At 71.8% G+C, this 15,265-nt stretch carries 8 protein-coding genes; 7 read left to right on the top strand and 1 reads right to left on the bottom strand.

Features of this window, described 5'->3' with window-relative positions:
* From VF697_RS35810 to VF697_RS35795, 4 genes are all read left to right on the top strand, one after another.
* Positions 1–456 (top strand): EamA family transporter (locus VF697_RS35810; RefSeq protein WP_331102192.1); only part of this gene is annotated, 456 nt, incomplete at its 5' end.
* Positions 457–724: 268 nt separating this feature from the next.
* The gene (locus VF697_RS35805; protein WP_331102191.1) at positions 725–3,688 is read left to right on the top strand and encodes a choice-of-anchor D domain-containing protein; all 2,964 of its coding nucleotides are present in this window, start codon (positions 725–727) and stop codon (positions 3,686–3,688) included.
* Positions 3,689–3,808: 120 nt separating this feature from the next.
* Positions 3,809–4,717, top strand: a complete 909-nt coding sequence (locus tag VF697_RS35800; RefSeq protein ID WP_331102189.1) for a metallophosphoesterase — start codon at positions 3,809–3,811, stop codon at positions 4,715–4,717.
* A gap of 2 nt (positions 4,718–4,719) precedes the next feature.
* A complete protein-coding gene (locus VF697_RS35795; protein WP_331102187.1) occupies positions 4,720–6,027 on the top strand; it encodes a glycosyltransferase in 1,308 nt (435 codons plus the stop codon).
* 12 nt (positions 6,028–6,039) lie between these two features.
* On the opposite strand, the gene VF697_RS35790 is transcribed toward VF697_RS35795, so the two are convergent.
* Positions 6,040–6,951, bottom strand: coding sequence for a phosphatase PAP2 family protein (locus VF697_RS35790; RefSeq protein ID WP_331102185.1), 912 nt, complete (start codon positions 6,949–6,951; stop codon positions 6,040–6,042).
* A gap of 40 nt (positions 6,952–6,991) precedes the next feature.
* Here VF697_RS35790 and VF697_RS35785 point away from each other — a divergent pair, with 40 nt between their 5' ends.
* From VF697_RS35785 to VF697_RS35775, 3 genes are read left to right on the top strand one after another with little or no spacing between them, the layout of a single operon-like run.
* Positions 6,992–10,243 carry a PD-(D/E)XK nuclease family protein gene (locus VF697_RS35785; protein ID WP_331102184.1) on the top strand — a complete coding sequence of 1,084 codons (3,252 nt, stop codon included), beginning with the start codon at positions 6,992–6,994 and terminating at the stop codon, positions 10,241–10,243.
* A 37-nt stretch (positions 10,244–10,280) separates the two neighbouring features.
* The gene (locus VF697_RS35780) at positions 10,281–13,889 is read left to right on the top strand and encodes a UvrD-helicase domain-containing protein (RefSeq protein WP_331102193.1); all 3,609 of its coding nucleotides are present in this window, start codon (positions 10,281–10,283) and stop codon (positions 13,887–13,889) included.
* Positions 13,890–13,901: 12 nt separating this feature from the next.
* Positions 13,902–15,212, top strand: coding sequence for an adenylosuccinate synthase (locus tag VF697_RS35775; protein WP_331102182.1), 1,311 nt, complete (start codon positions 13,902–13,904; stop codon positions 15,210–15,212).
* Positions 15,213–15,265 lie beyond the last annotated feature (53 nt).

Genomic DNA, 15,265 nt, shown 5'->3' with positions numbered 1-15,265 from the left:
CTCACCTTGGGAGTGGGTGCGTGGGCCGGGGCGCTGTCCGCCGTCCTCAGCGGCGCGGCCGTCATCGCCCTGCGCGCCCTGCGCCACGACACCGACGCCTCCTCCATCTTCCTGTCCTTCTGCCTCTTTGGACTGCTCTTCGGCCTGCCCTTCGCGCTCCAGGACTGGCGGCCCCTGCGCGGGGACATGCTGCTGCCGCTGCTCGGCGTGGGCCTGTCCTCGGTGGCCGCGCAGATGATCTTCACCTACGCCATGGCCCACGTGACGACGACGGCGGTAGGTGGAATCACCACCCAGCTCACCCCCGCCTTCTCGTGGATGCTCGGCGCGCTGCTGCTGGGCGAGCCCCTCCAGCCGCTCGCGGTGGTGGGCGCGCTGATCTGCATGGGCGGCGTGCTGTGGGGCACGGGCCTGGCTCCTCGCCTGCTCGTCCTGGCCTCCCGACCTTCTGCCTGAGCCAGGAGTTCGTGGTTCCCCTTCCTGTCCTGGCGGGTTCCTGTTTTTACCCGTTACCTGTCGGGCACTCCGGAAATCTTTTCAAAGGACGCGGAGCGGCGGGCAGTTTGTTTCGCGCCCAGGTCCAAGAGTTTTCCTCTCAGTCCCGCGACTTGTCGCGTCAGTGGGCAGTTTTTTATCCCCAGGCCCCGAGGTTGCAGAGGCCCTCACCCCAGGTATGGCTGGTGCGCGCGCATACGGTGCGAGCGCCAGTCCGGTGGAGGCTGCAATGGTCGGATTGCGCTGGGTGTGCGTGGCAGCGTGCGTGTTGGCCCTGAGCGGCTCGGGCTGCGAGCGGCCGGCGTCGCAACGGGCCCAGTCGGGTCTGGGCGCATCCCCGGAGAAGCTGGAGTTTGGCCTCTCGGCGGTGGGTGTTACCAAGACGATGAAGGTGCGGCTGTCCAACCGGGGCCGCGCTCCCTTCACCGTTCACGGGGCGACGGCCAGTCTGCCCAACGTGGAGGTGCTGCCCTTCGACGCCTTCGAGCTGAAGGCGGGGGGCGAGCGGGAGCTGGAGGTGCGCTTCACGCCGGACGTGGAGGGCTCGGTGCAGGGCATGCTGGACGTGCTCACCGACGCCGACAACGTGGGCCAGGAGGGCGTGGCGCGGCTGGGCGTGGACGGGCGGGGCGTCAAGGCGTGGGTGGAGCTGAACACGTCCGCGCTCGACTTTGGCAACGTGGAGATGGGCAACGTGGAGCTGCGCGAGCTGGTGGTGCGCAACCCCTCGCAGGTGCAGAGCCCGGTGCGCGTGGACATGGACGGGGCGGACGCGGACGAGTTCGGCTCCAGCGAGGCGGGGAAGCCCTTCATGCTGGCGCCAGGCGAGGAGCGCCGGGTGCCGCTGTCCTTCACCCCGGATCGGCTGGGCTCGGCCCAGGCCATCGCGCGCGTGGCGGTGTGCCCCACGTGCGAGCCCACCGTGGTGCAGCTCACCGGCACGGGCATCGCCGCGCAGCTCGAGGTGACGCCCCTGCGGGTGGACTTTGGCCGCGTGTCGCCGGGCGCCACCGCCGAGGAGCGCATCACCGTGCGCAACCTGGGCACCGAGCCCATGACGTACGGCGGGGTGAAGCTGCTGGACAACGTGAGTGGCGCCTTCCGCGTGGTGAGCGCGCCCTCGCTCGCGGGCAACGTGCTCGCCGCGGGCGCGGTCATCGAGCTCCGGGTGGCCTTCTCGCCCACCGCCAGCGGCCCCGTGCGCGCCGCGCGGCTGGAGGTCGACGTGCGGCCCCAGGGCACCACCAAGCCGGGGCCCAAGGTGGCGCTGTCGGGTGAGGGCGGCGCCTCGTGTGTGATGTTGCAGCCGGATCCGCTCGACTTCGGTCAGGTGGCCGAGGGCATGAGCGCCACCCGGGACGTGCATGTGGTGAACCGCTGCCGCAACGATGTGCTGCTGAGCGACGTGAAGCTCTCCACGAAGAAGGGTGGCTACTTCCTCCTGGCGCAGGCGCCCGCCAGCATGCCCATCGCCGCGGGCCAGTCCGCCTCGGTGCCCATCACCTTCAGGCCGCGCGCCGGCATCGGGGCGGGTGAGGCGGAGCTCTCCGTCAAGGTGCTCGACGGGCGCAGCACGTCCACCGAGGTGGTGAAGGTGCTGGGCACGGGCAAGGTGTTCTCGCCCTGCCAGTACAAGGTCACGCCGGCCACGGTGGACTTCGGCAACGTGCCGGTGGGCTCCGAGGTGACGCTCAGCGCGGCGGTGCACAACACCGGCCCCACCGAGTGCTACCTGGCGGGGATGCGGCTCGCGGAGGGCTCGGACGCGTCCTTCGCCGCGGACAAGACGAGCAACACCGTGCTCAAGCCGGGGCAGCGGGCCCTGCTGCTCGTGCGCTTCAAGCCGAGCGGGGAGGGCGAGTTCTCCGGCCTGGCCGAGGGCTGGGTCAACCACCCGTCCAACGGCCACATTCAGATGCCGCTGCGCGGTCAGGGCGTGCAGGGCTGCTTCTCCGTGCAGCCCACCAACCTCAACTTCGGCGTCGCGCGGCTCACCTGCGGGCCGAAGGATCGCGAGCTGGTCGTCTACAACAAGTGCCCCGGCACCACGACGCTGGCGGGGATGGACCTCGAGGGCGACGCGGGCGACTTCAAGCTGACGCACGGCCTCCGCTTCCCGGCGGTGCTCGGCGCCAACAGCGAGACGCGCATCAAGGTGACGTACGATCCGCAGAGCGACGGGGATGACGCGGCCGCGCTCCGGTTCAAGCTGGGCACGGGCTCGCCCTACACGGTGGGCCTGGTGGGCAAGGGCGAGCTGAAGACCGACCAGACCGACGACTTCGTCCAGCAGGCCGAGGCCAAGGTGGATGTGCTCTTCGTGGTGGACAACTCGGGCTCGATGATGGACGAGCAGCAGAGCCTGGGGCAGAACTTCACGGCCTTCCTCACCCACGCGGCCGCCGCGGGCGTGGACTACCACATCTCCGTCACCACCACCGGCATCGAGCGCTCCTCGGGCGGCTGGGCGATGTGCCCGGGTGGCGCCGAGGGCGGTGAGAACGGGCGCTTCTTCCCCGTGGACGGCTCCTCGCCGCGCATCATCACCCCCTCCACGCCGTCGGCCGAGGCCGTCTTCGCGCGCAACACGCAGGTGGGCGTGTGCCACTGGAACGAGCTGGGCCTGGAGGCCATGTACCGCGCCCTCTCCGAGCCGCTCGTCTTCAACGTGGATGACACGCGCACCCCGCTGGCCAATGACGGCAACGCCAACTTCCTGCGCCAGGACGCCAAGCTGGCCGTCATCGTCATCACCGACGAGGAGGACTTCTCGCCCCAGCCGGTGTCCTTCTACGAGACGTTCCTCAAGGGGCTGAAGGGTGGAGACGTCTCGAAGGTCATCTTCTCGGCCATCGCCGGGCCCAAGGACCTGGGCTCCTGCCCCAAGGCCAGCAGCTCCGGCAACCGCTACATCCAGCTCGCCGAGGCCACGGGCGGCGTGGTGGAGAGCATCTGCACGCCCAACTGGGCCGCCTCGCTGGAGAAGCTCTCGGAGAGCGCCTTCGGTCCCAACCGCACCTTCCCACTCAGTGAGAAGCCCTCGGACCGCTCGCGCATCGTGGTGAGGGTGGACGGGGTGCAGGTGACGACGGGGTGGACGTACGACGGGGTCGGCAACAGCGTCATCTTCGAGGCGAACGCGGCGCCTGCCCCCGGGGCCTCGGTGGAGATCACCTACCCGGTGGGCTGCTAGGACCGGGAGTGCATGGGCCAGAGGGGGCGCTCCTGTGGGGGCGCCCCTTTTCCTTTTTGACACAGCGCGGGGAGATCCCACTCGACAGGGAACGCGCCTCGGGGCAGGGTGGTGGGCATCATGGCTCCGGAGTCCCTGCTGGTCGTCGGTGTGGGAGACATCCACGGTCGCTTCCACCGCGTGGAGTCGTGGCTCGACGCGTTGGCGGAGGCGCGGGGCCGTGCGGTGGACCTGGTGCTGGCGGTGGGGGACGTGGAGGCCTTCCGGCACGCGGACGACCACCGGCGCAAGGCGGCCAAGCGCGCCATGCCCGCCGAGTTCGCCGAGTACGCGGACGGCGTGCGGACGATGAAGCGGCCGCTGTACTTCATCGCCGGCAACAACGAGGACTTCGAGGCGCTGCACGACTCGCCAGAGGGCCTGCAGCTCGCGCCGAACGTGCACTACCTGGGGCGCGCGGGCCTGAAGGTGCTCAACGGGCTGCGGGTGGGGTACCTGTCGGGCATCCACGCGCCGCGCTTCTACGAGCAGCCCTTGAAGCGGCCGCGCTCGCTCGACACGGCGAAGCAGGCCGGCTACTTCCGCGCGCCCGAGGTGGAGAAGGTGGCGACGCTGCGGGACGTGGACCTGATGTTGGTGCACGAGTGGCCGAGGGGCCTGCCGCAGCGCGCTCGGGAGCAGGGAGAGCCGCCGCCGGGCCGCACGCTGCCGTCGTACTGGATTGGCAACCCCCTCACCCGGCGGCTGGTGGAGACGATCCACCCGAAGTGGGTGATGTGCGGGCACTCGCACAAGGCCTTCGCGGTGGCGCTCGGGGGCCATGGGGGGCGGACCCCCACGCGCGTGGCGTGCCTGGATCAGGCGGCGCGGCCCGACGAGTCGGTGTTCTGGATGGAGTTCCAGGGCCGCGAGGTGGTGTGCGCCGGGTGGGGCATCTCCGGCGAGGTGTCGTGGCGGGCCGGGCAGCCGTGGGGCCTGGGCGCGCTGCCGCGGCCGTCGGAGCCCGGGCCCGTGGAGGCGGGCTACTGAGCATGGCGGAGCCGAAGTGGACCCTCTGGCCCCGGGAGTACCTGCGCCACTTCCAGCGCAAGCCCTCCTTCCGGTTCGTCGCGCTCACGTGGGGCTCTCGGGGGGATGTGCAGCCCTTCGTCGCCCTCGGGGCCGAGCTCGTTCGCAGGGGGCACCGGGTCGTGCTCGCGGCACGCGCGCCGTTCCGCTCCTTCGTCGAGGAGCACGGGCTCGACTTCTTCGAGCTGGAGGAGGACGGCACCGAGGAGCTGATGCACGCCCTCGCGAGCAGCGACGGGGGGCCGGACGGGGTGAAGCTCTTCGTCTCGTGGACCCGGCGCATGGTGCCGCCACAGTTCCGGCAGTTCTGGAAGGCGACCGAGGGGGCCGACGTCCTCCTCAACAACGCCGCCTTCACGGGCCCCGCGCTTCATGTCGCCGAGCGGCGCGGCCTCCCCATCTTCCAGGCCTTCTTCGATCCGGGCTTCATCCCGACGCGGCGCTATTGCGTCTCCGACAACCGCATCCAGGAGCGCGGCGCGCTCGTCAACCTCGCCACGACCCGATTGAAGAACCTCGCCAGCGGGCTCTTCACGTGGGACCTGGTGAACGCGTGGCGGAGGGAGCACCGGTTGCCGGTGGACCTCCTCGGCGAGTTCCACCGCCCCGGGCTCCTCTACCGGTTACCGGTGTTGGCGGCGTGGAGCCGCGAGCTCGTGGAGCGGCCCGACGACTGGCCCGACTGGTTCGTCCAGACTGGCCGCTGGCGCTCCCCGACGCAGCAGCAACCCGACGCGCGATTGCAGGACTTCATCGCCGCGGGAGCACCCCCCGTCTACATCGGGTTTGGGAGCTGGGGCGTGCACGACAGGACGGCCGTGACGGACATCCTCCTCGAGGCCCTGCGCGTCATGGGCCAGCGGGGAGTCCTCCACCGCAACACCGTGGACGGGCGGAGCGCATTTCCGGCGAACGTGTACGTGGATGACAACCTGCCGCACGACTGGCTCTTCCCCCGGGTGAGCGCGGTCGTGCACCACGGAGGCGCCGGGACGACGGGGGCCGTGGCCACGGCGGGCGTGCCCTCGGTCATCATTCCCGCCTTCTTCGCACAGGACGTCTGGGGACACCTCGTGCGGCAGAAGGGCATCGGGACGATGCTGTCACGGCGAGCGCTGGGCGTGGACAGCCTGATCGCGGCACTCCGGGACGTGGAGCAGCCGCACGTCCGCGAGCGGGCGAAGGCACTCGGCGCCCGCGCCAGCACCGAGGGCGCCGAGACGCACGCCGCGGATGAGATCGAGCGGCGCCTGAGGGAAGCGCTGGGGTAGAGCAACAGCCGCTCAGAAGCGCCCGGACACCATGACACCGCCCAGGTTGCCGGACACCTGCATCGACACGCCCGTGTTCCGCGACTGGGGCTCCGGCTGGCGCCCGTGCAGCAGCAGGGGCACGCCCACGCCGAAAAGGGAGCCCGCCACCGCGCCCGTCAGCACGTCCGTGAGGTAGTGCTTGTCCGCGCCCATGCGCAGCAGCCCCACCGAGGTCGCCACCGGCAGGCCCACGGCCCAGATGAGCCAGCGATTCTTGTACCCGCGCAGCTCGGACACCGTGCCCGCCGCCGTCACGAGCGAGAAGGCCATGGCGGTGTGCCCGCTGTAGAAGGACAGGTTGTTGTCGGTGGGGTGCTCGGTGAGGAGCTTCTGGTCCTCGGGCAGCCGGTGGACGAAGGGGCGCTCACGGCCCACGGCGAACTTCACCACCTGGTTGGTCAACTGGCTCACCACGAACGACTCCAGGATGATGGCGGCATCCTCCGCGAAGTAGCGCGTCGGCGCTCCACTCCCCGAGGACAGCAGGTACTGCGCCCCGAACACGCCCACCGGCAGCACGCCGAAGTCCACGACGTTGCTCCACGTGTCCCAGCGCTTGCGGCCCTCGGCCGTCTCCGCCCCGAGGTTGCGGCCCCACGCATCCAGCCCGTTCAAGGTGTCGGTGCCGTCGGCCGAGCGGTCGCACCACTTGCACCTGTCGGGGGCGAGCTTCTCCTTGAAGAGGGCCTCACTGCCCACCCACAGCAATGCGCCCGCGCCTGTGATGGCCGCGTCCCGCCCCCAGTTGAACTTGAGCGCGTGGAGCGTCGGCGTGTCGGAGGCCTGCTGGGCGGCCGGGAGGGCCTCGGCGGAGACCGGGGAGGAGGCGACCAGGGAAGCGAGTGCTAGAAAACAGAGGGCGGAGGGCATGGCATCGAGCATAAAAGCGGCTTCCGCCTCGTTCTAGAATCCTCTGCCCCGTATGTCTGACGCCCGTCGAACCCTCCAGGTCTTCTCCGACAACGGTCGCCGTCAGGCGGCCCTACGTGCCGTCCGGAGTTCGGCCGGGCTCGTCCGAGGGGACTCCTTCTTCACCTGGGATGGCTTCCTGGAGGCCCTCGGTGGAGCCCGAGAGCTGGGCCGGCGCCCGTGCTCGCCCCTCACCGCGCGCACCGTGGTGGCCTCGCTCGCCCAGGGACTGGGCGACACGCCCTTCGGCGACTTCGTCCACGAGCCCGCCTTCGCCCGTGCCGCCCTGGACGTGCTGCTGGACCTCAAGGCGGGCCGGCTCTCTCCGCGCGAGCTGCAGGATGCCCTGGAGGTGCTCCCTCCCGAGCGGCGCAACCGCGTCCGGATGCTCGCCCTCCTGCACCACGCGTATGAGCAGAAGATGGCCGAGCTGGGCCTCGCGGACCGCGAGGACGTGGTGCGCGGGGCGCGCGAGGCCCTGGAGCGAAACGCCTGGCCCGCGGCCTGGGACGACGTGGGCACCCTCGTGCTGCACGGCGTCTATGACGTCCGGCCCTCGGGGTTGGAGCTGCTGATGGCCCTGGCGGCTGCCTGCGCCGCGCGCAAGGTGACCCTGCGCGTAGAGACGCCGGTGGGCGGCTCGCCGGTGGCGGACGCGGCCCTGGCGGCCCTCTTCCGCGCCTTCGAGAACCGGGGCGAGGCTCTCCCCCACGTGGACCTCTTCAAGGCGGACGTCACCTTCGAGTCTCGCCCCATGCTGGAGCTCGGCCGCCACCTCTTCTCGCCCCACGCGCGCAAGGACGTGCTCCAGGGCGCGGTGGAGGGCCTGCGGATGTGGAGCGCCGGAGCGGCCCGCGACGAGGCCCGCCTCATCGCCCGGGACGTGCGCCGGCTGGTGTCGGACGGAGTGCCGCCCGGGAGCATCGCCGTGGCCTGGCGCGACCTGGGGCCGGAGGTCCGCTGGGTGGCGGATGCCTTCGCGGAGCTCGGTGTCCCCGTGCGCCTGCCCTGGGGCGAGCCGCTCGCGCTGACGGGCCCGGTGCGCCTCGCGCTGGACCTGCCCCTGCTCGTGGAGGACGGCTTCCCCGCCGAGCGCGTGGCGGAGCTCGTCTCCAGCCGCTACGCGCCCGCGCTCTCCCGGGGCGCCCCCGAGGCTCCGGCGACGCTCCTCACGCTCGCGGCCGTCCGGGACGACCGGCTGGGCGCGACGCGCGGGAAGGGCGCCTATGACCTCCGCCTGGAGGCCCTGGCGAAGCGTCTGGAGCCGATGCCGGAGCAGGTGCGCCCGAGGGAGCAGCGGCGCGCCCACGAGGCCCGCGTGCTGCGCGAGCGGTGCCTCTTCCTGCTGGAGTCCTGCCGCCGCATTCCGGAGCAGGGGCGTGCCTCGGAGCTGCTCGCCGCGTGGTGGCAGGTGGTGCAGCGGCTCGGGTTGTTGGACTCGGAAGGCGCGATGGAGGCGCACGCGGACGAGGGCCTGGGCACACTCGCGCTGGAGGCCCGGGCCCGGGACGATGCCGCGCGGGTGGCGCTCACGATGCGGGTGCGGGAGCTGGAGCGGACGCTCGCGGCGGTGGGGGGTGGGCCCCGGTTGCGGCGGCGCACCTTCGGCCGCTGGTTGCAGGATGTGATGCGGGACGTGCACCTGCCCGCGCGCGGGCCCACGCTGGGCGCCGTGGAGGTGCTGGACGTCCGCGAGCTGGAGGGGCGCACCTTCGGGCACGTCTTCCTCGGGGGCGTGGCCGAGGGCCGCTTCCCGGGCCGCGAGGAGCCCAGCCCGCTGCTGGGGGACTCCGAGCGCCACTCCCTCAACAAGCACCTGAGCCGGGACGTCTTCCGCCTCACCGGTGGCGAGTTCGAGGACCGGGCGCAGTGGCGTCTCACCGAGGATCGGCTCCTGTTCGCCAGCGTCCTGGCCACCGCGGAGCAGTCGGTGAGCCTGTCCTTCTCGGTGGAGGGGCCGGGCGGGCAGGAGCAGGGGCCCTCCGCCTTCCTGGAGGAGGTCCGGCGGCTGACGGGCGAGACGTGGACGGCGCGCTCGCTGCCGGCCATCGCGCCGCTCGACGAGGTGCTCACGGAGTCGGAGCTGCGCCAGCGCGTGGTGCTGGAGTCGCTCGCGATGGAGAAGCTGCGCGTCTCCGCGCCGGATCCGGCCCGCAACCTGCTCAAGCGTCGCTTCGGGGACGCGCCGTGGCTCGCCGCCGCGCGCGAGATGGTGCAGGTGGAGCTCGAGCGGCTGCACTTCTTCGGAGACGCGGGGAAGCGCGCGGGCCGCTACACCGGCGTGGTGGACGACCCGGCCCTGGGCGAGGCGCTCCGGGAGGCCTTCCGCTTCGACGCTACGCGTCCGCTGTCCGCCTCGGCGCTCGCGCGCTTCGGCAACTGCGGCTTCCAGGGGTTCCTGTCCTACGGGCTGAAGGTGCCCGAGCCGGAGCAGCCGGGCGAGGAGTTCGACCGCCGGGGGCAGGGCATCTTCTGGCACCGGGTGCTGGAGGAGTTCTTCAAGCGGCTCAAGGAGCGCAACCTGCTGGGCATGGGCCTCGACGAGATCCCGGAGCCCTTCCTGGATACGGTGCTCGACGAGGTGCGGGCGCACTTCGAGCAGCGCCACTACGTGGGCCACCCGGCGCTGTGGCGTCTGGCGCGCGAGCGGGCGAAGAACATGGTGCGCCGCATCCTCCTGGACGAGCGGCGGGGCCTGCCCTTCGAGCGCTTCAGCCCCTCGGGCTTCGAGCTGCGCTTCGGGCCTCGCAACCCGGCCGAGGGCTGGAACGAGGTGACGCTGAAGGTGGGCGAGGACGTCATCCACTTCGAGGGCACCATCGACCGGCTCGACATGGGCGCGGGGCAGGTGGGCGTCATCGACTACAAGTCCGGCAAGCTCTCCCGGTCGGAGCTGAGGAAGAAGCTGCTCGACTCGGACTTCCAGCTTCCCCTGTACCTGTACGCGGCGCGGGCCAGTGGGCACCGCGACACACGTCAGGCCGCGTGGTTCTCGCTGCGCACGGGCGAGGTCATCCACCTGTCGGAGGTGCTGGAGAAGGACGCGGTGGAGTTGGAGGACCTGCTGTCCACGGAGCCACAGGTGCGGGCGAAGCTGGCGGCGGAGGCGAAGCCGAACCTGGCCAACGCGGTGGAGGCGCTGGTGCGGACCGTGAGGGCAGGGGAGTTCGCCATGAGACCGAAGGACTGCGGGAGCTGTGGCTACCGCCCCGTGTGCCGCATCACCGAGCGACGGCTCGTGGAGGAGGAGGGTGCCCGTGAGTGACACCTCCCTGCTGGCGCTGGAGAAGAACCTCGCCCTGATGGCGGGTGCCGGCGCGGGCAAGACGTACAGCCTGGTGACGATGACGCTGCACCTGCTGGCCGGCGCGCGCGCGGGGGCCGAGCCCCTCAAGCCCTCGCGGCTGTGCATGGTGACGTTCACCGACAAGGCCGCCGCGGAGATGCGCTCGCGCGTCCGGGCCCGCCTGGACACGCTCGTGCAGGCCGAGCCGAAGGCCGTGCTGGAGCCCGAGCTGCGGGCCTCGCTCGAGCGGCTGGGCCAGCCCTTCCCGGCACGGGACACCTGGCGCGCCTTGCGCGAGAACCTCGGCGCGGCCTCGGTGGGCACCTTCCACTCGCTGTGTGGCCAGTTGCTGCGCCGTGCGCCGCCGGGCTCGGGCGTGGACTCCTCCTTCGAGGTGCTCGACGAGCTGGAGGCCCGCTCGCTGGTGACGGACGTGTGCGAGCGCGTGGTGCTCGAGGCCCTGGAGGCCGGTGACGCGGGCGTGCGCGAGCTGTGCCAGGAGCTGACCTTCTCCGGCTCGGACTTCACCGAGGGCTTGGTGTCCTCGCTCGTCGCCGTCTACGGCAAGCTGCGCGAGGAGGGCCTGCGCGCGGCGGACGCCCGCATCTCGAAGGTGGAGGAGGCGCGCGCCGGGCTGGAGAAGCTCGTCGAGCGGTGCCGGAAGCTGTGCGACACCGTGCGCGAGCTGGACGTCAAGGGAGAGTGGAGCGTCCTGCGCGAGTCGCTCGAGGCCTCGCTGAAGGGCCTCACGCCGGAGAACTGCTTCGAGCCCGAGCGGCTCCCCTCGCTCAAGGCGGCCTTCCTGGAGGACGGCCGCGACGTGCGCCGGCTGAAGAAGGAGCCGGGCAACTCGATGAAGGAGCTGTACTGGAGCCTCTTCGGGAAGAGCGACGGCTCGGTGATGCGGCTGGAGGATGCGTACGCCGGCTGGCGCACCGCGCCCTTCGAGGCCTCGTTCCGCTCGCTGCTCACGCAGGTGGAGGCGCGCCATGAGGAGGAGTTCGTCCGGCGCAACGCGCTCGACTTCACCGCGCTGCTGGTGAAGACGCGCGACCTGCTGCGGGACCTCCCCGACTTCCGCCGTCAGGTGCAGGAGCGCCTGGGCGTGCTGCTGGTGGACGAGTTCCAGGACACCAACCGCCTGCAGCTCGAGCTGGTGCTGTTGCTGGCCGAGAAGCGCGAGGGCGGCCCGCGCCCGCTGCGTCCGGACGAGAACCTGGTGGAGGCGCTCCCGCTGGAGCCCGCCTTCCTGTGCGCGGTGGGTGACCGCAAGCAGTCCATCTACGAGTTCCGCGGCGCCGACGTGTCCGTCTTCGAGGTGCTGGCGAAGAAGATCGAAGCCGAGGGCGGCGCCCGCGACTTCCTCCAGCACAACCGGCGCTCGGTGCCGCCGCTGCTCGGGTTCTTCAACCAGGCCTTCGCGGGCGTGCTGGTGGCGGGCGAGGGTGGGGCGCGCCCCTACGAAGTCGTCTACGACCCCGAGGGCGATGACCTGCTGCCGGTGCGTGCGGCCCTCGTGCCCGCTCCGGTGGTGGAGCGGCTGCAACTGGACGACGAGGAGCTCTCCACGGGGGAGCTGCGGCTGGCGGACGCGGAGTCGGTGGCGAAGCGGCTGAAGGTGATGCTGGCCCCGGGTGCCGAGCCCTGCATCGCGCGCGAGGACGGCGAGGGCTTGCGCCCGGCGCGTGGCGGCGACGTGGCCATGCTCTTCCGGACCTTCACGCACCTGGAGGTGTACCGGCAGGCCCTCATCCGCCACGGCATTCCGCACCGGGTGCTGCGCGGGCGCGGCTTCTATGGAGCGCAGGAGGTGCTGGACCTGGCCTCGCTGCTGTCGCTGCTGGCGGACCCCGAGGACACGCTCTCCTTCGCGGCGGTGCTGCGCTCGCCGCTGGTGGGGCTGTCGGACGCCTCGCTCTTCCGGCTCGCCGGGCCCGAGGGCCTCTCCCTGCGTGAAGTGGAGAGCCGGGGCACCTCCGGCCTGGAGGGGCTGCCCGACGGGGAGCGCATGCGGCTGGAGCGCTTCCTCGCGGTGCTGCCGGTGCTGCGGCGCGAGCGGGACCGGCTCGGTGTGCGCGCCCTGCTGGGCGTGGCGCTGGAGGAGACGGGCTACCGCGAGGCGCTCGCGGGGACTCCCTACGCGGAGCAGGCGAGCGCGAACGTGGAGAAGCTGCTCGCGCTGGCGGGCCGGCGCGACGAGCGTGGCACGGGTGGGTGCGTGAGCTTCGCCCGCGAGCTGCAGCGGCTGGCCAACGAGGACCCCACCGAGGCCCAGGCGGATCTGCTGGAGGCGGGAGACCCGCGCGCGGTGCAGCTCCTCACCATCCACCGGGCCAAGGGCCTGGAGTGGCCCGTGGTGGTGGTGCCAGCGCTCGGCGGCATGCGGCGCTTCACCAGCGGGCGGGCCCTCTTCGAGCGCACCCATGGCCTTTGCCTGCGCCCGTGGCTGCCGGACAGCCTCGACAAGTACCGCTCCCCTCGCTTCGACGAGGTGAAGGACGAGCTGAAGCGGCGCGAGACGGCCGAGTACCGGCGCGTGCTGTACGTCGCGCTCACCCGCGCCAGGGACAGGCTCATCCTCTCGGGGGGCGAGGAGCGCGGCGCCTCCGACTCGTGGTGGTGTCTGCTCGACGCGCGTCTGAGCGAGGACACGCGGCTGCGCGGGCTCGTCGAGGACCTGGACGTGGAGACGCTGCCTCCGCCCGCGGAGTCGGACGGGCTGGAGGACGTGGACCCGTTGGAGCAGGAGGCCCGCGTCGAGTCCGCGGTGCGGCGCGTCCACGAGGCCATGGCGCCGGCGGCGCCCGAGGTGTCGGTGGTGGGCACCGAGGCCGTGCAGGACTTCGCCACCTGTCCGCGCCGCTACCGCTATGTGCACGGGCTCGGCCTGCGCGCGCAGGGTGCCCCCTGGGAAGCCCCGCCGCGCGAGTCGCTGCCCTACCTCGAGCGGGAGTCCTGGGGCTCACCGGCCCCGAGCCCCGCCAGTCGGGCGCTGAGCCTCCTGCGGGTCGTGGATTTCCGTGTCGCACAGGCCCCCGCCCCCGAGCGGCGCGCGCACCTGGAGACGCTCGTGCACGGGGCGGGCTGGGACGAGGGCGAGGACGGCGTCGAGAAGGCGCTCGCCACCGTGGAGCGCTTCCTGGGCACCGCCTTCGCTCGCCGGCTGGCGGCCTCTCCGACGACGAGCGTGCATCGCGCGCTGCCCTTCGTGCTGGCGCTGCCGGGGAGCGAAGCCGCGTCCCTCGAGGGCGAGGTGGACCTGCTCTGGGAGACGCCGACGGGGGAGGCGCGGGTGGTGGCCTTCAAGCCGGGCAAGCGACACCCGCGGGGCGCCGAGGCCCACGCCGAGTCCCTGTCGGCCCTGCTGCTGGCCTCCCGGCGGCTGGTGCGCGAGGGCGTCTCCGTGCAGGTGGGCGTGGCCTTCCTGGGCGAGGACGTCCCGGAGCCGGAGTTCCCCTCGCTGCCCACGGATCTGGGCACCATCGCCGAGCGCCTCCGGGCGGCGGCGCGGGCCCTGGTGGTGGCGGATGTGGGTGGCAGGTGGCCGGGCAAGGAGCGGGCCGTTTGCGAATCACTGGGCTGTGGCTTCGCGGAACACTGTCACGCCGGCCCCCGTGCGTGCTAAGCGGGCCCCACTATGCCGAACGTCGTCGTCATCGGAGCGCAGTGGGGAGACGAGGGGAAGGGGAAGGTCGTGGACCTGCTCACCGAGCACGCCCAGGTGGTCGTGCGCTTCCAGGGGGGCAACAACGCCGGCCACACCCTGGTGGTGGGGGGCCAGAAGACGGTCCTGCACCTCATCCCCTCGGGCATCCTCCACGCGGGGAAGACCTGCGTCATTGGCAACGGGGTGGTGGTGGACCCCGCGGTGCTGGTGAAGGAGCTCGACGCCCTCAAGGAGCGCGGCTTCCTCAAGGATGACTCACACTTCCTCATCTCGGACAACGCGCACGTCATCTTCCCGTGGCACAAGCTGCTGGACTCCTACCGGGAGAAGGCCCGGGGCGTGGGCGCCATCGGCACCACGGGGCGCGGCATCGGCCCGGCCTATGAGGACAAGGTGGCCCGTCGCGGCATCCGCGTGCGCGATCTGCTCAACCCCGAGCGGCTCCGCAAGCGCATCGACGAGCGGCTCCCGGGCGTGCGCGATGAGCTGCGCGAGCTGTGCCGCGCCGCCAATGAGCAGCCCCCCGAGCTGGACGCGCAGAAGTTCCAGGACGACTTCACCACGCTGGGCGAGCGGCTGCGGGCCCACGTGACGGACGTGTCGCTCTACCTCTCGGGCCAGGTGCAGCGCGGGGCGCGCATCCTCTTCGAGGGGGCGCAGGGCACGCTGCTGGACGTGGACCACGGCACCTACCCGTTCGTCACCAGCTCCAACTGCGTGGCGGGCAACGCGGCGGTGGGCTCGGGCCTGGGCCCCACGGCGATCGACAAGGTGATGGGCATCAGCAAGGCCTACACCACGCGCGTGGGCGGCGGACCGTTCCCCACGGAGCTGACGGACGAGACGGGCGAGCGGCTGCGCAAGGTGGGTGACGAGTTCGGCGCCACCACGGGCCGCCCGCGCCGCTGCGGCTGGCTGGACGGCGTGGTGCTGCGCTACGCGGTGCGCGTCAACGGCCTGTGGGGCATGGCGCTCACCAAGATGGACGTGCTCTCCGGCCTGAAGACGGTGCAGATCTGCAACGCCTACGAGCTGGACGGCAAGCGCATCACCGAGCTGCCCGGGGACTACGAGGACCTCGCCCGCGTCAAGCCCATCTACGAGACGATGCCGGGCTGGGACGAGAAGCTCGCCGGGGTGCGCACCTTCGACGAGATGCCGGAGAACGCCAAGCGCTACGTGCGCCGGGTGGAGGAGATCTGCGGCGTGCCCGTCGTCTGCATCTCCGTGGGCGCCGACCGCGGCGAGACGGTGCTGCTGCAGAACCCCTTCCGGAGCTGAGGCGTTTCGGACACTCCGCTGAGGAACTCCGAACATTCGGAGTTCCCAGGAAG

This window comes from Archangium sp., from assembly GCF_036388035.1.
In the GTDB taxonomy this organism is placed as follows: domain Bacteria; phylum Myxococcota; class Myxococcia; order Myxococcales; family Myxococcaceae; genus Archangium.
The sequence above is the reverse complement of the archived record's forward strand: the minus strand, read 5'-3'. Positions and strand labels throughout refer to the sequence as shown.